21 protein-coding genes and 1 riboswitch are annotated in these 22,110 nt (G+C 61.9%); of the genes, 14 read left to right on the plus strand and 7 right to left on the minus strand.

Features of this window, described 5'->3' with window-relative positions; genetic code table 11:
• Positions 1-564 (plus strand): NUDIX hydrolase, encoded by a 564-nt coding sequence (locus LIS66_RS15140; protein WP_065616190.1) that lies wholly within the window; start codon positions 1-3, stop codon positions 562-564.
• 120 nt (positions 565-684) lie between these two features.
• Here the strand turns inward: LIS66_RS15140 and LIS66_RS15145 are convergent, their stop codons facing one another.
• Positions 685-981 (minus strand): DUF1330 domain-containing protein, encoded by a 297-nt coding sequence (locus LIS66_RS15145; RefSeq protein WP_227972488.1) that lies wholly within the window; start codon positions 979-981, stop codon positions 685-687.
• A 68-nt stretch (positions 982-1,049) separates the two neighbouring features.
• Here LIS66_RS15145 and ribBA point away from each other — a divergent pair, with 68 nt between their 5' ends.
• From ribBA to LIS66_RS15170, 5 genes are all read left to right on the plus strand, one after another.
• Positions 1,050-2,159, plus strand: a complete 1,110-nt coding sequence (gene ribBA, locus LIS66_RS15150; protein WP_016775017.1) for a bifunctional 3,4-dihydroxy-2-butanone-4-phosphate synthase/GTP cyclohydrolase II — start codon at positions 1,050-1,052, stop codon at positions 2,157-2,159.
• A gap of 322 nt (positions 2,160-2,481) precedes the next feature.
• On the plus strand, positions 2,482-3,507 hold the full coding sequence (locus LIS66_RS15155; protein ID WP_227972489.1) for an ABC transporter substrate-binding protein: 1,026 nt from the start codon (positions 2,482-2,484) through the stop codon (positions 3,505-3,507).
• Entirely contained in the window at positions 3,504-4,412 is a 909-nt protein-coding gene (locus LIS66_RS15160; protein ID WP_064363445.1) for an ABC transporter permease, read from the plus strand. Before LIS66_RS15155 ends, LIS66_RS15160 begins: the two co-directional genes overlap by 4 nt.
• Before the next feature lie 6 nt (positions 4,413-4,418).
• Positions 4,419-5,228, plus strand: coding sequence for an ABC transporter permease (locus tag LIS66_RS15165; protein ID WP_007918021.1), 810 nt, complete (start codon positions 4,419-4,421; stop codon positions 5,226-5,228).
• Between the two features lie 17 nt (positions 5,229-5,245).
• On the plus strand, positions 5,246-6,400 hold the full coding sequence (locus LIS66_RS15170) for an ABC transporter ATP-binding protein (RefSeq protein WP_064363446.1): 1,155 nt from the start codon (positions 5,246-5,248) through the stop codon (positions 6,398-6,400).
• A 201-nt stretch (positions 6,401-6,601) separates the two neighbouring features.
• On the opposite strand, the gene map is transcribed toward LIS66_RS15170, so the two are convergent.
• The gene (map, locus tag LIS66_RS15175) at positions 6,602-7,393 is read right to left on the minus strand and encodes a type I methionyl aminopeptidase (protein ID WP_123419385.1); all 792 of its coding nucleotides are present in this window, start codon (positions 7,391-7,393) and stop codon (positions 6,602-6,604) included.
• Positions 7,390-7,617 (minus strand): ParD-like family protein, encoded by a 228-nt coding sequence (locus LIS66_RS15180; protein WP_003225727.1) that lies wholly within the window; start codon positions 7,615-7,617, stop codon positions 7,390-7,392. The genes map and LIS66_RS15180 overlap by 4 nt, the downstream gene beginning before the upstream one ends.
• A gap of 115 nt (positions 7,618-7,732) precedes the next feature.
• Positions 7,733-7,927, plus strand: a riboswitch (cobalamin riboswitch).
• A gap of 140 nt (positions 7,928-8,067) precedes the next feature.
• On the opposite strand from LIS66_RS15180, the gene LIS66_RS15185 reads away from it, so the two are divergent.
• The 3 genes from LIS66_RS15185 to LIS66_RS15195 are packed head-to-tail and all read left to right on the plus strand — an operon-like array spanning position 8,068 to position 10,855.
• Positions 8,068-9,081: an ABC transporter substrate-binding protein gene (locus tag LIS66_RS15185; protein WP_227972490.1), complete on the plus strand. Its 1,014-nt coding sequence runs from the start codon at positions 8,068-8,070 to the stop codon at positions 9,079-9,081.
• Complete coding sequence (locus tag LIS66_RS15190) at positions 9,078-10,094, plus strand: FecCD family ABC transporter permease (protein WP_227972491.1); 1,017 nt, start codon at positions 9,078-9,080, stop codon at positions 10,092-10,094. Before LIS66_RS15185 ends, LIS66_RS15190 begins: the two co-directional genes overlap by 4 nt.
• On the plus strand, positions 10,091-10,855 hold the full coding sequence (locus LIS66_RS15195; RefSeq protein ID WP_227972492.1) for an ABC transporter ATP-binding protein: 765 nt from the start codon (positions 10,091-10,093) through the stop codon (positions 10,853-10,855). The genes LIS66_RS15190 and LIS66_RS15195 overlap by 4 nt, the downstream gene beginning before the upstream one ends.
• On the opposite strand, the gene LIS66_RS15200 is transcribed toward LIS66_RS15195, so the two are convergent.
• Positions 10,794-11,345, minus strand: a complete 552-nt coding sequence (locus LIS66_RS15200; RefSeq protein ID WP_227972493.1) for a GNAT family N-acetyltransferase — start codon at positions 11,343-11,345, stop codon at positions 10,794-10,796. The two genes, LIS66_RS15195 and LIS66_RS15200, sit on opposite strands and share 62 nt — an antisense overlap.
• A gap of 184 nt (positions 11,346-11,529) precedes the next feature.
• Positions 11,530-13,818, minus strand: a complete 2,289-nt coding sequence (gene metE, locus LIS66_RS15205) for a 5-methyltetrahydropteroyltriglutamate--homocysteine S-methyltransferase (RefSeq protein WP_227972494.1) — start codon at positions 13,816-13,818, stop codon at positions 11,530-11,532.
• Between the two features lie 443 nt (positions 13,819-14,261).
• Here metE and LIS66_RS15210 point away from each other — a divergent pair, with 443 nt between their 5' ends.
• The 3 genes from LIS66_RS15210 to LIS66_RS27755 all read left to right on the plus strand — a co-directional run bounded on the left by LIS66_RS15210 (position 14,262) and on the right by LIS66_RS27755 (position 17,669).
• Entirely contained in the window at positions 14,262-15,638 is a 1,377-nt protein-coding gene (locus LIS66_RS15210) for a pyridoxal-phosphate dependent enzyme (RefSeq protein ID WP_065616180.1), read from the plus strand.
• Positions 15,635-16,807, plus strand: coding sequence for a cystathionine gamma-synthase (locus LIS66_RS15215; protein WP_227972495.1), 1,173 nt, complete (start codon positions 15,635-15,637; stop codon positions 16,805-16,807). The genes LIS66_RS15210 and LIS66_RS15215 overlap by 4 nt, the downstream gene beginning before the upstream one ends.
• 253 nt (positions 16,808-17,060) lie before the next feature.
• Positions 17,061-17,669, plus strand: coding sequence for a phage infection protein (locus LIS66_RS27755; protein WP_265583186.1), 609 nt, complete (start codon positions 17,061-17,063; stop codon positions 17,667-17,669).
• A gap of 50 nt (positions 17,670-17,719) precedes the next feature.
• Here LIS66_RS27755 and LIS66_RS15225 read toward each other — a convergent pair whose 3' ends face one another.
• The gene (locus tag LIS66_RS15225) at positions 17,720-19,348 is read right to left on the minus strand and encodes a hybrid sensor histidine kinase/response regulator (RefSeq protein WP_227972496.1); all 1,629 of its coding nucleotides are present in this window, start codon (positions 19,346-19,348) and stop codon (positions 17,720-17,722) included.
• 114 nt (positions 19,349-19,462) lie between these two features.
• Here LIS66_RS15225 and LIS66_RS15230 point away from each other — a divergent pair, with 114 nt between their 5' ends.
• A complete protein-coding gene (locus tag LIS66_RS15230) occupies positions 19,463-20,065 on the plus strand; it encodes a LuxR C-terminal-related transcriptional regulator (protein WP_065616177.1) in 603 nt (200 codons plus the stop codon).
• A gap of 7 nt (positions 20,066-20,072) precedes the next feature.
• Here the strand turns inward: LIS66_RS15230 and LIS66_RS15235 are convergent, their stop codons facing one another.
• A complete protein-coding gene (locus LIS66_RS15235) occupies positions 20,073-21,071 on the minus strand; it encodes a bile acid:sodium symporter family protein (protein ID WP_227972497.1) in 999 nt (332 codons plus the stop codon).
• A gap of 82 nt (positions 21,072-21,153) precedes the next feature.
• Between LIS66_RS15235 and LIS66_RS15240 the strand changes: the two genes are divergently transcribed.
• Positions 21,154-21,942 carry an AraC family transcriptional regulator gene (locus tag LIS66_RS15240; RefSeq protein ID WP_042606752.1) on the plus strand — a complete coding sequence of 263 codons (789 nt, stop codon included), beginning with the start codon at positions 21,154-21,156 and terminating at the stop codon, positions 21,940-21,942.
• The last annotated feature ends 168 nt before the right edge of the window (positions 21,943-22,110 follow it).

A 22,110-nucleotide genomic window follows, 5' to 3' on the forward strand; every position in this document is an offset into this window, starting at 1 on the left:
ATGTTCAGCCCGAGCTTTTGCCCGAAATGCGGTGGCCCTGACCTCGGTCAGCAGACGCCGCCGGGCGATACGCACGAGCGCCTGATGTGCCGCGGCTGCGGCTATATCCACTACGTCAATCCGAAGATCATTGCCGGCTGCATCATCGAGCAGGACGGCAAATACCTCTTGTGCCAACGGGCGATCCCGCCGCGCCCGGGCACCTGGACCCTGCCCGCCGGTTTCATGGAAAGCTTTGAGACCACCGAGCAGGCGGCGCTGCGTGAAGTCTGGGAAGAAAGCGGCGTGCGCGCGGAAATCGTCTCGCCGTACTCGATTTTCAGCGTGCCGAAGATCAGCGAGGTGTACATCATCTTCCGCGCCATTGCCCTGGAGATCACCGGGCAGTACGGGCCGGAAACCCTGGATTACAAGTTTTTCGCCCCTGAAGACATTCCGTGGGAGCAGATCTACTACCCGGCAATCCGGCAGATTCTCGAGCGCTATATCGAAGAGCGCCAGGCCGGGGTGTACGGGATTTACATGGGCAATGATGACAGCGGCAAGATTCATTTCATGCGCTGAAAACGCTTCGCTTTCTGTAGGAGTGAGCCTGCTCGCGATAGCGGTGTATCAGCTAGAGAACTGCTGACTGACACACCGCTATCGCGAGCAGGCTCACTCCTACAGGGGGTTTGTTGTTGCTTAAATCGGGACGACGCCTTCGACGATGATGATCTCCGCCCTCGCCCATTCCTCGCGGTAACTTTTCGCTTCCTGATACGCCGCCGAGCGGTAGCACGCCACGGCCTGCTCGTAGCTCTCGAACTCGATGATCACCGTGCGCTGCGGCGTCTGCCGGCCTTCCAGCGCTTCGCTGCGCCCGCCTCTGGCGACAAACTTCCCGCCGAATGCGGCAATCGCCTGGGGGGTGCGCTGGGTGTATTGGCTGTAGTGCTCGGCATCGGCTATATCCACGTGTGCAATCCAGTACGCCTTCATAGTGACCTCTTTGTTGATTTTGTATTATGGTATACCAATATATTTCCAACGAACCCTGAGAGTCCAGCATGGCCTTCAACAGCATCGAAGAAATCATCGAAGATTATCGCCTCGGCAAAATGGTCCTGCTGGTCGATGACGAAGACCGCGAGAACGAAGGCGACCTGCTGCTGGCCGCCGATCGCTGCACGCCGGAGGCAATCAGTTTCATGGCTCGCGAAGCGCGCGGGCTGATCTGCCTGACCCTCACCGACGAACATTGCCAGCGTCTGGGCCTGGAGCAAATGGTACCCGCCAACGGCAGCGTGTTCAGCACGGCGTTTACCGTGTCGATCGAAGCGGCGGTTGGCGTGACCACCGGCATCTCCGCGGCGGATCGTGCCTGCACCGTTGCCGCCGCCGTCGCGCCGAATGCCCGCGCCGAAGACCTGGTGCAGCCCGGTCACATCTTCCCGTTGCGCGCCAAGGAAGGTGGCGTGCTGACCCGCGCCGGGCATACCGAGGCCGGTTGCGATCTGGCGCGCCTCGCCGGTTTCACCCCGGCCTCGGTGATCGTCGAAGTGATGAACGACGACGGCACCATGGCCCGCCGCCCGGATCTGGAGCAGTTCGCACGCAAGCACGGGATCAAGATCGGCACCATCGCCGACCTGATCCACTACCGCCTGAGCACCGAGCACACCATCGAACGCATCGGCGAACGTGAGCTGCCAACGGTGCATGGCACGTTCCGTTTGATCACCTTCGAAGACCGCATTGAAGGCGGCGTGCACATGGCGATGGTCATGGGCGACTTGCGTCGCGAAGAGCCGACGCTGGTGCGCGTGCACGTGATCGATCCGCTGCGCGATCTGGTCGGTGCCGAGTACAGCGGGCCGACGAACTGGACGCTGTGGGCGGCGTTGCAACGGGTCGCGGCGGAGGGTCATGGGGTTGTGGTGGTGCTGGCCAACCACGAATCGTCGCAGGCGTTGCTGGAGCGCGTGCCGCAACTGACCCAGCCGCCGAGGCAGTTCAGCCGCTCGCAGTCGCGGATCTATTCCGAAGTCGGGACCGGGGCGCAGATTCTGCAGAATCTGGGGGTTGGCAAGCTGCGGCACCTCGGCCCGCCGCTGAAGTATGCAGGGTTGACCGGGTATGACCTCGAGGTGGTTGAGAGTATCCCTTTCACCGAATAACTTTCGTCGAGCACGAATCCAAATGTAGGAGTGAGCCTGCTCGCGATAGCGGTGTGACACTCAGCAATGATGTTGACTGACACACCGCTATCGCGAGCAGGCTCACTCCTACAAGGGGTTTGCATTTCAGATCCATTTCTTCGAACCACAAAAAAGGACAGCTGCCAGATAACCGGTAAGGCAAAATGCTTGCACAAAGTTTGGAATACCATAATATGATATTCCATAGACCGGGCGACCTGAAAAACCGTCCAGCTACTGCTCCCGACAGGCGGGCAACAACGCAAGGCCCGCTCAAAAACACAACAATGAGGGCGTGAACATGGTGTTGAACAAAGCTGCAACCGCGATCTTTTTCGCGGGACTGCTCAGCGTTACCGGCCAGGCTGCAATGGCCGCCGAAAGCGTGAATTTTGTCAGTTGGGGCGGTAGCACCCAGGATGCGCAGAAACAGGCCTGGGCCGATCCGTTCAGCAAGGCCAGCGGCATCACCGTCGTGCAGGACGGGCCGACCGACTACGGCAAACTCAAGGCCATGGTCGAAAGCGGCAACGTGCAGTGGGACGTGGTCGATGTCGAAGCCGATTTCGCCCTGCGCGCCGCTGCCGAAGGCCTGCTCGAACCCCTCGATTTCAAAGTGATCCAGCGCGACAGGATCGACCCGCGCTTCGTCAGCGATCACGGCGTCGGTTCGTTCTTCTTCTCCTTCGTCCTCGGCTACAACGAGGGCAAGCTCGGCGCCAACAAGCCGCAGGACTGGAGCGCGCTGTTCGACACCAAGACCTACCCCGGCAAACGCGCCCTCTATAAATGGCCAAGCCCCGGCGTGCTCGAACTGGCGTTGCTGGCCGATGGCGTCGCGGCTGACAAGCTCTACCCGCTGGACCTGAATCGCGCTTTCAAGAAACTCGACACCATCAAGAAAGACATCGTCTGGTGGGGCGGCGGCGCGCAGTCGCAGCAGCTGCTGGCGTCCGGTGAAGCGAGCATGGGCCAGTTCTGGAATGGTCGCGTGCACGCTCTGCAGGAAGACGGCGCGCCGGTCGGCGTGAGCTGGAAACAGAACCTGGTCATGGCCGACATTCTGGTCATCCCCAAAGGCTCGAAGAACAAGGACGCGGCGATGAAATTCCTCGCCAACGCCAGCAGCGCCAAGGGCCAGGCCGATTTCTCCAACCTGACCGCCTACGCCCCGGTCAACCTCGACAGTGTGGAGCGTCTGGATTCGACGCTGGCGCCCAACCTGCCGACGGCTTACGCCAAGGATCAGATCACCCTTGATTTCGCATACTGGGCCAAGAACGGTCCGGCTATCGCAACACGGTGGAACGAATGGCTGGTCAAATGAAAATCGCGGCCACTGCGCCCCGTCCCTCCACTGCCACCGGGAGCGCCGCGGGCGCTACCGGCTCGGCCTTCAAACAACGCTGGCGCGGCGCCGGCAACCTCGTCCCGGCGCTGTTGTTTCTCGGCCTGTTCTTCCTCGCGCCGCTGATTGGCCTGCTGCTGCGCGGCGTGCTGGAACCGGTGCCTGGCCTTGGCAACTACGAACAACTGTTCGCCAACTCGGCCTATGCGCGAGTGCTGCTCAACACTTTTTCGGTGGCCGGGCTGGTGACGCTGTTCAGCCTGCTCCTGGGCTTTCCGCTGGCCTGGGCAATCACCCTGGTGCCGCGCGGCTGGGGGCGCTGGATCCTCAACATCGTGCTGCTGTCGATGTGGACCAGCCTGCTCGCCCGCACCTATTCGTGGCTGGTGCTGTTGCAAGCCTCGGGGGTGATCAACAAAGCGCTGATGGCCATGGGCATCATCGATCAGCCGTTGGAAATGGTGCACAACTTGACCGGCGTGGTGATCGGCATGAGCTACATCATGATTCCGTTCATCGTGCTGCCGTTGCAGGCGACCATGCAGGCCATCGACCCGATGATTCTGCAGGCCGGCTCGATCTGCGGCGCGAGTCCGTGGACCAACTTCTTCCGGGTGTTCCTGCCGCTGTGTCGGCCGGGTCTGGCCTCGGGCGGTCTGATGGTGTTCGTGATGTCGCTCGGTTACTACGTCACCCCGGCGCTGCTTGGCGGGGCGCAGAACATGATGCTGCCGGAGTTCATCATTCAGCAGGTGCAATCGTTCCTCAACTGGGGCCTGGCCAGTGCCGGCGCTGCGTTGCTGATCGCAATCACCCTGGTGCTGTTCTACTTCTACCTGAAGCTTCAGCCGGAATCTCCGGTTGGCGCCAGTAACGCGAGGTAAGCCGACATGCTCCTGACTCCCAATGCCATGAGCCGGCGCATGCGCTTCGGCTTGTATGCAACCACCGGGCTGATCGGTCTGTTCCTGCTGTTGCCGATCGTGTTCATCGTGCTGCTGTCGTTCGGCTCCTCGCAGTGGCTGGTGTTCCCGCCGCCGGGCTGGACGCTGAAATGGTACGGCCAGTTCTTCTCCAATCCCGACTGGATGAACGCCGCTGCCGCCAGTCTCAAGGTTGCCGTGCTGACCACCATTTGTGCCGTGGCCCTCGGTTTGCCGACGGCGTTTGCGCTGGTGCGTGGACGCTTTCCCGGACGCGAGATGTTGTATGGCCTGTTCACCCTGCCGATGATCGTGCCGCTGGTGATCATTGCCGTGGCGGTGTACGCGCTGTTTCTCAAGCTCGGCTACACCGGGACGATGTTCGCTTTCGTCGTCAGCCATGTGATCGTTGCGCTGCCGTTCACCATCATCTCGATCATCAACTCGCTGAAGCTGTTCGATCAGTCGATTGAAGACGCCGCCGTGATCTGCGGTGCCTCGCGCTTGCAGGCGGTATTCAAGGTGACATTCCCGGCGATCCGTCCGGGCATGGTCGCCGGCGCCCTCTTCGCCTTTCTCGTTTCGTGGGACGAAGTGGTGCTCAGCGTGATGATGGCCAGCCCGACCCTGCAAACCCTTCCCGTGAAAATGTGGACCACCCTGCGCCAGGACCTGACCCCGGTAATCGCCGTCGCTTCGACGCTGCTGATCGGCTTGTCTGTTTTGGTCATGGTGATCGCCGCCGCCCTGCGCCGGCGCAACGAAATCAGCGCCTGAGCGCCCAGGAGTACGACATGAGTGCCGTGATCAAAGACGCATCCCAGCAGAACGACAAACCCCTGGTCAGCCTGCGCAACCTGAACAAGCACTACGGCGATTTTGCGGCCGTCGACAATATCTCGCTGGACATCAAGGACGGTGAATTCCTCACCTTCCTCGGCTCCAGCGGCTCGGGAAAAAGCACGACGCTGTCGATGCTCGCCGGCTTTGAAACACCGAGCAGCGGCGAGATCCTCGTCAATGGCCAGTCGCTGGTCAACGTGCCCCCGCACAAACGCGACATCGGCATGGTCTTCCAGCGCTATTCGCTGTTCCCGCATCTGTCGGTGCGCGACAACATCGCCTTCCCATTAGCGATTCGCAAACTGGCAGCCGCCGAGCGCGAAAAACGCGTCGATGCAATGTTGAAACTGGTGCAGCTCGAACAGTTCGCCCATCGCCGCCCTTCGCAACTGTCCGGCGGTCAGCAGCAACGTGTCGCCATCGCCCGGGCGCTGGTTTACGAGCCGCGCATTCTGCTGATGGACGAACCACTGGGCGCGCTGGACAAGAAGCTGCGCGAGGACTTGCAGGATGAACTGCGCCAGCTGCACCGCCGCCTGGGCATCACCATCGTCTACGTGACCCACGACCAGGAAGAAGCCATGCGTCTGTCGCAACGCATTGCGATTTTCAGCCACGGCAAGATCGTCGGTCTGGGCAGTGGTTATGACCTCTATCAGAATCCGCCGAATGCGTTTGTCGCGTCGTTTCTGGGTAACTCGAACTTCCTCAAGCTCAAGGCGCAAGGCAATGCGGCGGCAAGTTTCGAGGGGCAGTCGTTGTCGATTCGGCTGACGGCGGGCTTGCACACCGATCAGGATGTGCTGCTGATGGTGCGGCCGGAAAAGGCCTTGGCGCTGAGCACGCAGCAAGCGCTGGATGAGCCGCTGGCGGCGGGTTGGAATGAGGTTTCGGCGAACGTGGTGGAGGTGCTGTTTCTCGGTGAGAGCCAGACGTGCAGCGTGGTGACTGCAGGCGGGACGTCGATGACGGTAAAAGCCCTGTCGGCGGCGGGCATGCCGCTCAAGGCTGGCGACCCGGTGCGAGTGCGCTGGGCGACGGCGGATGCGTGCGTTTATACCGAATGGACCGAGAGCGATTTGAACAAGGCCGCAGGTGCCCACTGATTGCGCTGAGTCAGTTGGATCTAACCCCTCACCCCAGCCCTCTCCTCCAGGGGGGCGAGGGGGAAAGGGAGCCGATCTTCATGCTGTTCAAATGTAAGATCGACTCGGTATCGCACCTCGGCGTATCTCGCAACAACACCTCGGTCAGTCCCCTCTCCCTCTGGGAGAGGGCTAGGGTGAGGGCAAGCAGGCGACGCGGTCTCAGCCAATGGCCCGGTACCCTTCAATCTCATCCGGCCACGCCGTCAGCACTTCGAATCCGGTCTCTGTCACCGCGACCATATGCTCCCACTGCGCCGACAACGAGCCGTCCTTGGTCAGCACGGTCCAGCCGTCCGGCATGTTCTTCACATGGCGCTTGCCGGCATTGAGCATCGGTTCCACGGTGAAGATCATCCCGGCCTTGAGCTTCAGACCCTGACCGGGAAAACCGTAATGCAGGATCTGCGGCTCATCGTGATAGATCTTGCCGATGCCGTGACCGCAATACTCGCGGACCACGCTGAAGCCCTCCGCCTCCGCCAGGCGCTGGATCGCATGGCCGATATCGCCCAGCGTCGCGCCCGGTTTGACTGCGCGAATGCCTGCGCACATGGCCTCGTAGGTGGTCTTGATCAGGTGCTGCGCTTCGGCGGTCGCCTCACCCACCACGTACATGCGGCTGGTATCACCGAACCAGCCGTCCTTGATCACGGCGATGTCGAGGTTGACGATGTCGCCGTCCTTCAACGGCGTGCCCGACGGAATCCCGTGACACACCACATCGTTGACCGATGCACAGACGGTTTTCGGGAAACCGTGATAACCGACATTGGCCGGCACGGCTTTCTGCACATTGACGATGTAGTCGTTGCACAACCGGTCGAGCTCATCGGTGGTCACGCCGGCCTTCACATGCGGCACCAGCATCGCCAGCACCTCGGCAGCCAGTTTGCCGGCGGCGCGGGATTTTTCGATGTCGGCGGGTGTGTTGATCCTGATCTGGTTTCTCATGCGCTGACGGCTTCCTGTGTCAGTTGGTGCAGATCCAGTCCGCCGTTCTGTTCGGCGCGGATCAGCAGGCGGCAAATGGCGCTGTGGTCGAGGTTGGGGTGCAGCTCGGCGAGCATGCCGATGCGCATCCAGTGCTCGGCCTGCGCGTTGATCGAGCGGCTGAGTGCGTTGCTGGAGATGCGCAGATTTTCGTGCATGTCCTCTGAAATCTTTACGATGCCCATATATGAATCCACTACGATATGTATATGTTTCGTATACTAGCCAAACATTGCCACGGATTGCAAACGCTCCGGCATGGAAACACAGCAGATTCGGCTCCCCTTCACCGGCCTGATCGACTACCATGCCCGCGCCGGTTTCCACACGGAATTAATAGGGAATCCGAAATGCTTGCACAGCATCAATCGGAACTGCCCCCGCAACTGTAGGTGCCGAGCCTGCTCCTCGACTGCCACTGGGTAATCCCCGGGAAGGCCGGAGCATGGCGATGACGCATCAGTCAGGAGACCTGCCGGCACAGTGACTGACTAACCGGCGGGGTGTCCGGGAAGGACATCGTGCCGTGCGCTTTTTCACCATGCCGGCCTAGCGCAGTTTCCACGACCGCGCCCGAGGTGTGTTTCCAGACCGTACCCGCCCGCTCCCGTACGGTTCCCCCTGGAGACTGCCCCATGCTGCTGCCCCGCGTTGCCACCCTGCTCACCTCTCTGAGCCTCTGCGCCCTGGCGCAAGCGGCGCCGACTGCCTATCCGCTGACCGTGGAAAACTGCGGCAGCAGCCTTACTTTCCAGCACGCGCCCGCACGCACGGTGACCATCGGCCAGGCCGGCACCGAAATGCTCTATGCCTTGGGCCTGGGCGACAAGGTTGTCGGCACTTCGCTGTGGTTCAACGACGTGCTGGGCACATACAAAGCGCAGAACGACAGGATCGAGCGCCTCGCCGATAACGAGCCGAGTTTCGAAGCGGTGATCGGCAAACGCCCGGAACTGGTCGCCGTCGAGCTGGAATGGATGGTCGGCCCGCAAGGCGCGGTCGGCACCCGCGAGCAGTTTCACGAGCTGAAGATTCCGACCTACCTGCTGCCCTCCGATTGCGAAGCCAAGGACAACCTCGTCGGTGCGGACGGCACGCGGCTGGCGCCGTTTCGCATCGACAGCGTCTACAAAGGCGTGAGCCAACTGGCGGCGATTTTCGACGTGCAGGCGCGTGGCGAACAGCTCAATGAGCAGCTCAAAGCCAGCCTCGCACAATCGATCGCCACCGCGAAAAACCAGCAGGGCAAAGACGTCAGCGCCCTGGTGTGGTTCTCCAGCGCCGAGATGGACATCGAGCCGTTCGTGGCCGGGCACAAAGGTGTGCCCGATTTCATGCTCAGCACCCTCGGCGTGCGCAACATCGTCGAGTCGGATGAAGAATGGCCGACCGTCGGCTGGGAAACCATCGCCAAGGCCAATCCGACGTTTCTGGTCATCGCGCGCATGGATCGCCGGCGTTTCCCGGCTGACGACTACCAGAAGAAGCTCGCCTTCCTGCGCAGTGATCCGGTGACGCGCAACATGGACGCGGTCAAGCACAACCGCATCATCGTCCTCGACGCCATGGCCATGCAGGCCAGCCTGCGCACCTTCGATGGCCTCGCACAACTGGCCACCGCCATCAACGGCTACGACCTGTCGCAATGAGCAGTCGCGTGATCCGTGCCCTGCTGGTTCTGTTGACGCTGTCGGTCGCGCTGATCGGCGGTGTGGCCATTGGTGAGACCTCCATCGAGCCGAGCGTGGTGCTGCAAGTGCTGGCGAACAAGCTGTGGGGCGCCGGTTATGTGCTCGACCCGATCGACGAAGGCATCGTCTGGAACTATCGCCTGACCCGCGCGCTGGTCGCGGCGGCCTGCGGTGCCGGCCTGGCGACATGCGGGGTGATCCTGCAATCGCTGCTGCGCAATCCGTTGGCCGATCCGTATCTACTGGGGATTTCCGCAGGTGCCTCGACCGGCGCGGTGATGGTCGCCCTGCTCGGCGTCGGCGCCGGAGCGATCTCGCTGTCGGCCGGTGCCTTCGCCGGTGCGGTGACCGCGTTCGTGCTGGTGATTCTGTTGGCACGGGTCAGCGGCTCGGCCAGCGGCACCGGACAGATCATTCTTGCCGGGATTGCCGGCTCGCAGCTGTTCAACGCCCTCACGGCTTTTCTGATCACCCGCTCGGCCAGCTCCGAACAGGCGCGCGGGATCATGTTCTGGCTGCTCGGCAATCTCGGCGGCGTGCGCTGGCCGTCGGTGTGGCTGGCAGTGCCGGTGGCTGTGTTGGGGTTGGTTGTTTGTCTGTGGCATCGCCGGGCGCTGGATGCGTTCACCTTTGGCGCGGATTCGGCGGCGTCTCTCGGCATTCCAGTACGACGTGTGCAGATTCTATTGATTGGCTGCGCCGCGCTGGTAACGGCGGTGATGGTGTCGATTGTCGGCTCGATCGGCTTTGTCGGTCTGGTGATTCCCCATGCCGCGCGGTTGTTGCTCGGCACCGGTCATGCGCGTCTGCTGCCGGCCAGTGCGCTGGGCGGTGCGGTGTTTCTGATTGCCGCCGATGTGCTGTCACGCACCCTGATCAAGGGTCAGGTGATTCCGGTCGGCGTGATCACCGCGCTGGTGGGCGCACCGGTGTTCGCGCTGATTCTGGTGGGTCGGAGATCGGCGCGATGAACCCGGTTCTGAGTTGTGCGAGTGTGGGCTTCAAGGTGCGTGGTGCCGAGTTGCTCCACGGTGTCAGTCTCGATGTTCAGCGTGGTGAAACCCTCGGTATCGTTGGCCCGAACGGCTCCGGCAAATCCACATTGCTGAAACTGCTCGCCGGCCTGCGTGAACCGAGCACAGGCCAAGTGCGGCTCGACGGCCAGGCGCTTTGCAAGTTGTCCCGGCGCAGCATCGCGCAAACGCTCGCCGTGGTTGAACAGCAGGCCGATACCGACGATGGCATTCGCGTGTTCGACGCCGTCGCGCTGGGGCGCACGCCATGGTTGTCGGCGCTGCAACCGTGGTCGCCGGCCGATGCCGCCATCGTCGAGCAAGCGCTGGTCGACGTTGACGCCGTGCACCTGCGCAACCGCCTCTGGCGCAGCCTCTCCGGCGGTGAACGCCAGCGCGTGCACATCGCTCGCGCCTTGGCGCAGCGCCCGCAGATTCTGCTGCTCGACGAGCCGGCCAACCACCTCGACATCCAGCATCAATTGAGCATTCTGCAAGTGGTGCGCACTCTGCCGGTGACTACGCTGATCGCCCTGCACGATCTCAATCAGGCGCTTAAATGCGATCGCCTGGCGGTGCTGGAACGCGGGCGGCTGGTGGCGCTCGGCGAACCGCTGCACGTGCTGACGCCGGAGCGCTTACAGACGACCTTCGGGGTCAGGGCGCACTACCTGACGGATCCGTTCGATGGCGCGCAGATATTGCGTTTTCATTCATGAACGATTGCATGTGCGTGGTCTGCCAGACCGGGTCCTTGTCGACCTGAGCAATGGCAAAACCCTTGCGCTGCCAGAACTCGATGGCGCCCGGCAGAAACGGATGGGTGTGCAGGTAGATCAGCTCCACGCCGTTGGCTAGCGCGTGTTCCTTCAACGCCCGATACAGCGCACCAGCGAGTCCTGATCGGCGCTGCGAAGGCAGGACGAACAGGCGCACGACTTCCACCACTTTCAGGCCGGGGTACACCAGTTGCGGGAAGCGTCGGTCATACGGCAGATAGCCGATCGAGGCGACGATCTGCCCTGCATGACGAGCGATCAGAAAGCAGCCTGCGCCATGCAGATAAACCTCGGCGAAACGCGCCAGATCGTCAGGCGTGCCGGAGGCGCTGAGTTTGGGAAACAGCTCGGCGCGGGCCTTGAGGGTGAAATCGAGGATGGCCGGGATGTCGGCTTCAGAGGCGGCTTGAATGACTGGCTGGGGGTCCATGGGTGCGGGAGGTACCTGGGTTGCGGTGGGTCACGGTAACAATTGCGAGCCTGCCGTGCCATCCGGAATCACACCCCCTGTAGGAGTGAGCCTGCTCGCGATAGCGGTGGGTCAGTCGCTTATGTGTTGAATGACACTCCGCTATCGCGAGCAGGCTCACTCCTACAGGGGACTGCGTTGGCTACTATGCCCACTCTCTGCGCAGTTGCCGCGCGGCGCTGACCATGTGCACCAACGCCGCTTCGGTTTCTGGCCAGGCACGGGTTTTCAAGCCGCAATCCGGGTTGACCCACAGGCGCTCAGCCGGAATGCGCCGGGCAGCTTTGCGCAGCAGCCCGACCATCTCCGCCACTTCGGGAATGCGTGGCGAGTGAATGTCGTAGACGCCCGGGCCGATGTCGTTCGGGTAGGCGAACGCTTCAAACGCTTCGAGCAGTTCCATGTCCGAACGCGAGGTTTCGATGGTGATGACATCGGCGTCCATCGCCGCGATCGACTCGATCACATCGTTGAACTCGCTGTAGCACATGTGCGTATGAATCTGCGTCTCGTCGCGCACCCCGGAGGCGCACAGGCGGAACGCTTCGCTCGCCCAGTGCAGATACGCCGGCCACTGCGCCCGGCGTAACGGCAAGCCTTCACGGAACGCCGCTTCGTCGATCTGGACGATTTTGATTCCCGCCGCTTCCAGATCATTCACCTCGTCACGGATCGCCAGCGCCAGTTGTCGTGCCTGGACCTCACGGCTGACATCTTCGCGCGGGAACGACCACATGAGCATGGTCACCGGACCGGTCAGCATGCCTTTCATGACTTTGTCGGTCAGACTCTGGGCGTAGCGGATCCACTCGACCGTCATTGCTCGCGGGCGGCTCAGGTCGCCGAAAATCACCGCCGGTTTCACGCAACGCGAACCGTAGCTCTGCACCCAGCCGAAGCGAGTGTAAGCGTAGCCATCGAGTTGTTCGGCGAAATACTCGACCATATCGTTACGCTCGGCTTCACCGTGCACCAGCACATCCAGCCCGAGGCGCTCCTGAATCTCCACCGCGTGGCGAATTTCGCTGTGCATGGCGTCGGTGTAATCCGCCGCGCTGAGCTTGCCCTGCTTGTAGGCCTGACGCGCCAGACGAATCGCCGCCGTTTGCGGAAACGAGCCAATGGTGGTGGTCGGGAACAGCGGCAGATCAAGCTTGCGCCGCTGTTTGGCAATGCGCTGGGCAAACGGCGATTGACGTTGCGCATCGCCGGCTGTGATCGCCGCTACCCGTGCCTGCACCGCCGGTTTGTGAATGCGCGGCGAGGCGGCGCGACTGGTCTGCACCGCACGGCTCTGCGCCAACGCGCGCAGCACCTGCGGCGCTTCCGGCTCGCTGACAGCCTGGGCGAGCGCGGCGACCTCTTCGCACTTCTGCACGGCAAACGCCAGCCAGCTTTTCAGTTCGGCATCGAGCTGGTCTTCACGACTCAGGTCCACCGGGCTGTGCAGCAACGAGCAGGACGGCGCCACCCACAAACGATCACCCAGACGCTCATGGGCATGCCGCAGCGTCGCCAGCGCGTTGTGCAGATCGCAGCGCCAGACGTTCCGACCGTTGACCACACCCAGCGACAGCACTTTATAGGCCGGCAGACGATCCAGAATCGTCGGGTACTGATCCGGCGCGCGCACCAGATCAATGTGCAGGCCATCGACCGGCAGGTTCGCCGCCAGACCGAGGTTTTCTTCCAGACCACCGAAGTAGGTGGCGAGCAGTTTTTTCAGCGGATCGCGCTGGATCTGGTTGTAGGCGCGTTCGAAGGCATTTTTCCAGTCCTGGGGCAGATCGAGCACTAGAATCGGCTCATCGATCTGCACCCATTCCACGCCCAGTGCCGCCAGCCGCGCAAAGATCTGGCCGTACAGCGGCAGCAGGCGATCAAGCAAATCGAGCTTGTCGAAATCAGTGCCTTTGGTTTTGCCCAGCCACAGATAGGTCAACGGGCCGATGATCACCGGTTTGACGTTGTGCCCCAGCGCGCGCGCCTCTTCAGCTTCTTCAAACAACTGCTCCCAACCCAGCTGAAATTGTTGATCGACGCTGAATTCCGGTACGAGGTAGTGATAGTTGGTGTCGAACCACTTGGTCATCTCTTGGGCATGAGCGCCGCCGCAGCAAGCGTTGCTGACACCGCGAGCCATGCTGAACAGGGTTTGCAGGGTGGCTTTGCCATCGTGCGGGCGGAAGCGCTCGGGGATCACGCCGAACATCAGCGAGTGGGTCAGCACCTGGTCGTACCAGGCGAAATCGCCGACTGGCAGCAAGTCGATGCCGGCGTTTTTCTGCAGGTCCCAATGAGCCTTGCGCAGCTCACGCCCAACGTCACGCAGGCCCGCCTCGTTCAGTTCTCCTTTCCAGAACGCCTCTTGCGCTTTCTTCAGTTCGCGGTCGCGACCGATGCGCGGAAATCCAAGGGAATGGGCCAGTGCCATGAGAACAACTCCAGGTGCTTATTCGATGGCGGCCATTGTCGGGAACGAGGCTTGATGAAACAAACTCAATTTATTCTAGATCATCACAAGTTCTACTCATGCACAGGCACTCCTGTAGGAGCTGCCGAAGGCTGCGATCTTTGGACCGTTGGACGCAGAGCGTCCCCGGCTGCATTCCCACGCAGAGCGTGGGAACGATCATAACTGCGACGCCCAGATCAAGCTTTTGTCGCGGCGAAGACGCCCTTTGAATACTCGATGACGCCTCACTGTAAACACGTTCGAACTGTTCCGGCAGCTTGGCAAATTCGTTCTATCGTTAGATCCAAATGGCTGGATTTCTCAAGGATTAAAGGTTGCGAGTGAAGATGTCTGCGCCTAAGTTGCACGCGAGTCTTTTCCCCGCGATCGGAACGCGATCAACACCATAAAGAGGTGAAGAAATGTCGAAGGAATCACGCCCTGCCGTGCTTGGGCTGATAGGCAATACTCCGCTGGTTCAGGTCACCCGTTTTGATACCGGACCGTGCACGCTGTTTCTCAAACTCGAATCGCAGAATCCCGGCGGCTCGATCAAGGACCGCATCGGTCTGGCGATGATTGACGCCGCTGAACGTGACGGCCGCCTGCAACCGGGCGGCACGATTGTCGAGGCCACCGCCGGCAACACCGGTCTCGGTCTGGCGCTGGTCGGCCGTGCCAAAGGCTATCGTGTGGTGCTGGTGGTGCCGGACAAGATGTCCACCGAGAAAGTCCTGCACTTGAAGGCCATGGGCGCCGAAGTGCACATCACCCGCTCCGACGTCGGCAAGGGTCATCCCGAGTATTACCAGGACGTCGCCGCGCGTTTGGCCAAGGATATTCCCGGGGCGTTTTTTGCCGACCAGTTCAATAATCCCGCCAACCCGCTGGCCCATGAATGCAGCACCGCGCCGGAGATCTGGGCGCAGACCGAACATGATCTGGACGCCATCGTCGTCGGCGTCGGTTCGGCCGGGACGCTGACCGGGTTGAGTCGTTTCTTCAAACGTGTGCAGCCGAATCTGGAAATGGTGTTGGCGGATCCGGTCGGTTCGGTCATGGCCCAATACAGCCGCGACGGCAGCCTGCCGACCCCCGGCTCGTGGGCGGTCGAGGGCATCGGCGAAGACTTCATTCCATCGATCACCGACCTGTCCAGCGTGCGCCACGCCTACTCGATCAGCGACGAAGAAAGCTTCGATCACGCCCGCCAGTTGCTCAAGGCCGAAGGCATTCTCGGTGGCTCTTCGACCGGCACCCTGTTCGCCGCCGCGCTGCGTTATTGCCGCGAACAGACCGAGCCGAAACGCGTGGTCAGTTTCGTCTGCGACACCGGCACGCGTTACCTGTCGAAGGTCTACAACGACCAGTGGATGACCGATCAGGGCTTGTTGCAACGCAAGGGCTACGGCGATTTGCGCGACTTGATCGCCCGGCGTTTCGAGGACGGCCGGGTTATCAGCGTCGGCCCTGACGACACCCTGCTCACCGCGTTCCAGCGCATGCGTCTGGCGGATGTTTCGCAACTGCCGGTGCTGGTCGAAGGCAAGCAGCTGGTGGGCGTGATCGATGAGTCCGACATCCTTCTCGGCGTGCACGAAGACGCCGCGCGCTTCAGCCAGTCGGTGTCCAGCGTGATGACCGACAAACTGCAAACCCTTGCGCCGGCCGCGACCCTGGCCGAGCTGGAAGCGGTGCTCAGCCGTGGCCTCGTTGCGATCATCGCCGACGCCTCCGGCTTCCATGGCCTGATCACCCGCACCGACATGCTCAACCAATTACGGAGATCCCTTGCATGAGTCAGCACGACGATAAATCCCAAGGCTTCGCCACCCGGGTGATCCACGCCGGGCAGGAGCCGGACCCGACCACCGGCGCGCTGATGCCGCCGATCTATGCCAACTCCACTTACCTGCAAGACAGCCCCGGCGTGCACAAGGGTTTCGATTACGGCCGCTCGCACAACCCGACGCGCTTCGCCCTGGAACGCTGTGTCGCCGACCTCGAAGGCGGCACCCGCGCATTCGCCTTCGCCTCAGGGCTGGCGGCGATTTCCACGGTGCTGGAATTGCTCGATGCCGGCTCGCACATCGTTTCTGGCAATGATCTTTACGGTGGCACGTTCCGCCTGTTCGACAAGGTTCGCCAGCGCAGCGCCGGGCATCGTTTCAGCTTCGTCGATCTGGCCGACCTGTCGGCGTTCGAAGCCTCGCTGCAGGACGACACACGCATGGTCATGGTCGAAACCCCGACCAACCCGCTGCTAAGCCTGTCGGACCTGGCCGCAATCGCGCGCATCTGCCGCGCTCGCGGGATCATCTGCGTCGCCGACAACACCTTTGCCAGCCCGTACATCCAGCGTCCGCTGGAGTTGGGTTTCGACATCGTCCTGCACTCGACCACCAAATACCTCAACGGCCACTCCGACGTGATCGGCGGCATTGCCGTGGTCGGGCAGAACGCCGAGCTGGCGGAAAAACTCGGTTTTCTGCAGAACGCCGTCGGCGCGATTTCCGGGCCGTTCGATGCGTTCCTGACCTTGCGCGGGGTGAAAACCCTGGCGCTGCGCATGGAGCGCCATTGCAGCAACGCCCTGGATCTGGCGCAGTGGCTCGAGCAGCAACCGCAGGTCAAGCGCGTCTACTATCCGGGCCTGACGTCGCATCCGCAGCATGAACTGGCCAAGCGGCAGATGCGCGGTTTTGGCGGAATGATTTCCGTCGACCTGAACATCGACCTGGCCGGTGCACGGCGGTTTTTGGAAAACGTGAAGATCTTTGCGTTGGCCGAAAGCCTCGGTGGCGTGGAAAGCCTGATCGAGCATCCGGCGATCATGACCCACGCGACGATTCCACCGGAGACCCGCGCGAAGCTGGGTATTGGCGATGGACTGGTGCGGTTGTCGGTCGGGGTTGAAGACGTCGAAGACCTGCGCGCCGACCTGGCCCAGGCACTGGCGAGCATATAAGAAGCCACGCACAACGAAGCCCGCGCAATGCGGGCTTCGTCTTTTTTGTCCGTCGATCTCCTCGCCGTGGCAGTTCCCGAGGCCGATCCTATACTCAATCGGTTCGATCAGAATTATGTCGACACCCGCACGCCGCTCGGTGTGCCCGTGCCTTTCGCCAACCAGGTAAACCCAAGCCAATGAGTCACAGCGCCGGTCATACGCAACGGACGACATCTCATCGCTTTCTGGCTGCTGGGTCGTGGAGAAAACCATGAAATACAAGTTGTTGTCAGGCGTGCTTCTTGCGGTAGCGGCCGGTGTCGCAGTGCCGAGTGTGTGGGCGGCGCAACCGCAGGCGTTGGCTTCGGATGGGGCTGATCATGTTGGTGCCGGGGCGGTAGCTGCCGATGGCGCCGATAAGGTCGGTGCAGGTGCGGTGGCGTCCGACGGTGCTGATCGTGTGGGTGCAGGCGCGGTGGCCTCCGACGGCGCTGATAAGGTCGGTGCCGGAGCAGTGGCTTCCGATGGCGCCGATAAGGTCGGTGCAGGTGCGGTAGCTTCTGACGGTGCCGACCGTGTCGGCGCCGGCGCGGTGGCCTCCGACGGCGCTGATAAGGTCGGGGCCGGGGCAGTAGCTTCCGATGGCGCCGATAAGGTCGGGGCCGGCGCAGTGGCTTCCGATGGCGCTGACAAGGTCGGTGCCGGGGCGGTAGCTGCCGATGGCGCCGATAAGGTCGGGGCCGGCACGCTGGCAGCGGATGGCGCAGATCGCACCGGCGTCAACCGTGTGGCCTATTCTCGGGTCGGAGTCGGCTCTGATCGCGTGGCATCGGCGCTGATGACCGGCAGCTATTCCGACCAGTTCAACAGTCCGCAATAAACGCCCCGAAGAAACGGGCGGGCTCCCGAGCCGCCCGTTTACATCAGCCTCTACAGCGTCTTTTCGACCGCTTCGCCTTGTCGATCACGCAGGGCGCGTAATGTCGCGCGCAACTCGGCCGGGCGCACCGGTTTCGACAGAATGGCGATCTGCCGATCGTGCAAGGCTGCCTGAATTTTTTCGATGTCGTGCCCGGTGATGATCATCGCTGGCACTGCCCAGCCGCGTTGCCGGCGCACCTCATCGATGCACTCGATGCCAGTGGCGTGGGTGCCGAGGTCATAGTCGGCGACGATGATGTCGCAGTCGGTGACCAGATCCTCAGCCGACCACTCGGCCTGCACCACGCAGCCCCAGCGCTCGAGCAACGCCGAGGTCGCGAGCAATACGTTGCGGTCATCCTCGACCAGACACACCTTTAGCCCCGTCAACAAACCCACCTGCCGCGCTTCATCGCGCATGACCGGTGACGGTGGCGCCGCTGCGAACGATAAACCGGCGAGGGTTACTGCTGTGCCGCGCCCTACCCGCGAACGCAGCGCAACCTGCACATCGATCAACTCACCCAGACGCTTGACGATCGCCAGACCCAGTCCGACCCCCTCGACGTCTTTATCGCGCACTTGTCGCACTCGATAGAACTCTTCGAAAACCTTCGGCAGATGCTCTTCGGCAATGCCGTTGCCGCGGTCATGGATGACGATGGCCAGCCCTGCCCCGCGCTTACGCACACCGATCAGCACCGGCCGTTGCGCGCCGTATTTGAAACAGTTGGAGAGCACGTTCTGCACCATGGTCGCCAGCAGCGCCGGGTCGGTTCTGACCCAGTGGTGGCAGGGTCGCAAACGCAGCTCGACACCCGCCCAACGCGCCGCTTCCTGATGTTGGCGGACGATGTCCGCGAGCCATTCGCCGAGGTTCAGCGTTTGCCATTTCGCCTCGACCCGGCCGTTATCCAGCGTATAAAGATCGAGAATCGAACGGAATAACTGCGAGACGTTAAGCAGCGAGCGGTCGATGTTATCGACCAGCCGTCGCTCGTCGTCGCCCAAATGCGACTCGCGAAGACAGGCAGTGAACAAGCCAATGGAATGAATCGGCTGACGCAAATCGTGACTGGCCTGCGCGAGGAAGCGCGATTTCTCCAGATTCGCCGCGACCGCTTCTTCCGACGCCTTGCGCGTACGCTCCAACAGCAAGTGCGCGTAAAACGGAATCACCGTGCTGGTGATCAACAGCATCAACACCATGAACGGTTGCGCCTGCCAGTACGGCGTCAAGCGATAGACCACCAGCAGCGCTACGAGCGCCAGGCCGGTGGCAATCGCCAGGTAACGCGAGCCGTAGCGCATGCCGTTGCCGAGGTTGACCCAGACCATCACCGCGTACAGTGGCAGCGCCGCTTCGCCGCCGATCACCAGACCAAAACAGGTGCCGGTGTAATCGTGGACCATGGCGAAAATCCGTCGCGCCGGATAATGCCCCGGCCAGCGCGCAATGGCTTGGCGGAACACAATCGAGGCGAGCAGAAACAGGACAATGTAAGTGATGACCGGCAGGTAGGTATCGAAGCGCTGGCCCGGCAGAAAACCCAGCACAACCATGTAAACCACCGCGATGGCGGCGATGATGATGCGCAGGTTGGCCTGGTCGAGTTCGGTATTTTTCTCGAACTTCATGGTAAACGTCCTTGTGCAGCAATCGTCAGTTTCGGAAGCAGCCTACAGGCAACCTTCGCGTCCAGTGCTAAGGTGCAGGCCTTGAATCACGCCTGACCCAGGGAGGGTCACGTCATGACATGCCGGATCATCATAGCCGACGATCATCCACTGTTTCGCGAGGCGATGCTGCGCACCGTACAGCGCGTGCTGCCCGCAGCGAATATCTGCGAGGCCGGCGACTTCGACGCTGTGCTCGAGCTGCTGCCACAGGGCGACGAGCCGGACACGCTGATGCTCGATCTGCGTTTTCCCGGGTTGACCTGCATCACCCAGCTCGCCGACTTGCGAAGACGATTGCCGCGCACCACGCTGATCGTAGTTTCGATGGTCGACGACCAGGCGTTGATCAGTGAAGTCATGGCGGCGGGCATTGACGGCTTTATCGGCAAGAACATCGCGCCGGATGAAATCGGCCAGGCGATTCTGGCGATCCGTGATGGCGAGGTGCTGGTGAAGTCGGCGCCGTCCGGCTTGCTGCCGCTGGAAACCGCGACGACGCTGACGCCGCGTCAGCAGGACGTGCTGCGGTTGATCGCGCAAGGCAAGACCAACAAGGAAATCGCCCGTGAACTGGATATTTCGCCGTTCACGGTGCGCATCCATGTGTCGTCGTTGTTGCGCACGCTGGATGTGCCGACGCGGGCCGCAGCGGCGGTCAAGTACTCGGGGCTGTGAAGGGTTTTTACGGGTCGACCTGCGCCATCAGATCAGGCACCGACTCCGGCCGCTTGGCATAGCGCTGGGCCAGAACCGCGCAGACCATCAGTTGAATCTGGTGGAACAGCATCAGCGGCAGAATCAGCACGCCGATGGTGCTGCCGGCGAACAACACCTGCGCCATCGGCACGCCGGTGGCCAGGCTCTTTTTCGAGCCGCAGAACAGAATGGTGATGCGGTCTTCCTGATTGAAGCCGAAGGCTTTGCCAAGCAGGGTCGAGGCCAATAGCACCAGGGCCAGCAGGATGCAGCAGACCACCACCAGGCCGAGCAGCTCGAAAAATGGAATCTGCTGCCAGATGCCTTCGTTGACCGCTTCGCTGAACGCGCCGTAGACCACCAGCAGAATCGAACCCTGGTCAACGAATTTCAGCCAGTTCTTGTTGCGCCCTACCCACGCGCCGATCCAGCGGCGGGCGATCTGCCCGGCGATAAATGGCAGCAGCAACTGCACGCTGATTTTCACGATCGCATCGAGGGTCGAGCCGCCGTCGCCGTGGACGTTGAGCAGCAAAGTCACCAGCAGCGGCGTAAGAAAAATCCCGAACAGGCTGGACGCCGCCGCGCTGCAGATCGCTGCCGGAATATTGCCTCGCGCCAGCGAAGTGAACGCGATGGCCGACTGCACCGTGGCTGGCAACGCGCAAAGGTAGAGCATGCCCATGTACAGCTGATCGCCGATCAGCGGTGACAACAGCGGTTTGAGCGCCAGGCCGAGAATCGGGAACAGCACGAAAGTCAGGCCAAACACCAGCAGATGCAAACGCCAGTGGCCGGCGCCGGCAATGATCGATTCGCGCGACAGCTTGGCGCCGTGCAGGAAAAACAGCAGGGCAATAGCGATGTTGGTCAGCCAGCCAAAGCCGACCGCGACCTGGCCGCTGGCGGGCAGGAAGCTGGCCAGCAGGACAACGCCGATCAGAGTCAGGGTGAAGTTATCGGGCAGAAAACGTGGGCGCGTCATGAGATTCATCCGGGGGTTGCCAGTGCGTGCCGACGACTCTAACGTGACTGGCAATTACCGACTAACGCCGAAGAGCCGCAAGATGCCGCCCAAAGGACATGCCAAGAGCGTTCGCCGCAGTGTTCCCGGGTTGCCCAGCCTGCCGCGTCCTGTGTATGGACGCACCGAATCACTGCCCAACCGCGCCCTCACCCGCCGTCATAGCCATCCGTGGGTGCAGTTGTCCTATGCGATTCAGGGCGTGCTCGAAGTGCAGACCAGCGCCGGCCGCTTCGTCGCGCCGCCGGAGCGTGCGGTGTGGATACCGGCGGGCGTACCGCACCGGGTGTTCAGCGCCCCGCACACGGAAATGCGCAGCCTGTATATCGACAGCAGCGTCACCGGTTGGGCGGCCGGACATTGCCATGTGCTGGGCGTCAGCGATCTGCTCAGGGAGTTGATCCGCGCCTTCAGTCAGGTTCCGGTGGAGTATGACGAGAGCGGCCCTGACGGACGCCTCGCCCAAGTCATCCTCGATCAGCTGGCCGATGCGCCAACCATCGACCTGATGCTGCCGCTGCCACAAGACCCGCGCTTGAAGCAGATCTACCAGAGCCTGGAGCAACATCCGGAACAGCAGACCACGCTGAGCCACTGGAGCGGCAAATTCGGCGTCACCGAAAAGACCCTGACGCGGCTGTTCCTGCGCGACACCGGCCTGACCTTCCGCGCCTGGCGCCAGCGTCTGCGCCTGCTCGGGGCGCTGACCCCGCTGGAGAAAGGTGAGCGTGTGACCGATGTCGCGCTGGCCTGCGGATACGACTCGACATCGGCGTTCATTGCCGCATTTCGTCAGCAATTTGGTGAGACGCCGGGGGAGTTCTTTCGCTGATACTTCGTTTTTGCCGAACTGTCAGTCAGAAATAAACGATTTTTCTTTGGCATAAATCCGTCGCTAGCATGGCCCCGTCTGACTTTGATCGAAAAGTGAAGATGATCCCTGTGGGAGCGAGCCTGCTCGCGAACGCGGTGTGTCAGGCAACCTCAACTTCACTGTTCC

The sequence above is a fragment of the Pseudomonas sp. HN2 genome (assembly GCF_020736465.1).
In the GTDB taxonomy this organism is placed as follows: Bacteria; Pseudomonadota; Gammaproteobacteria; order Pseudomonadales; family Pseudomonadaceae; genus Aquipseudomonas; species Aquipseudomonas moraviensis_A.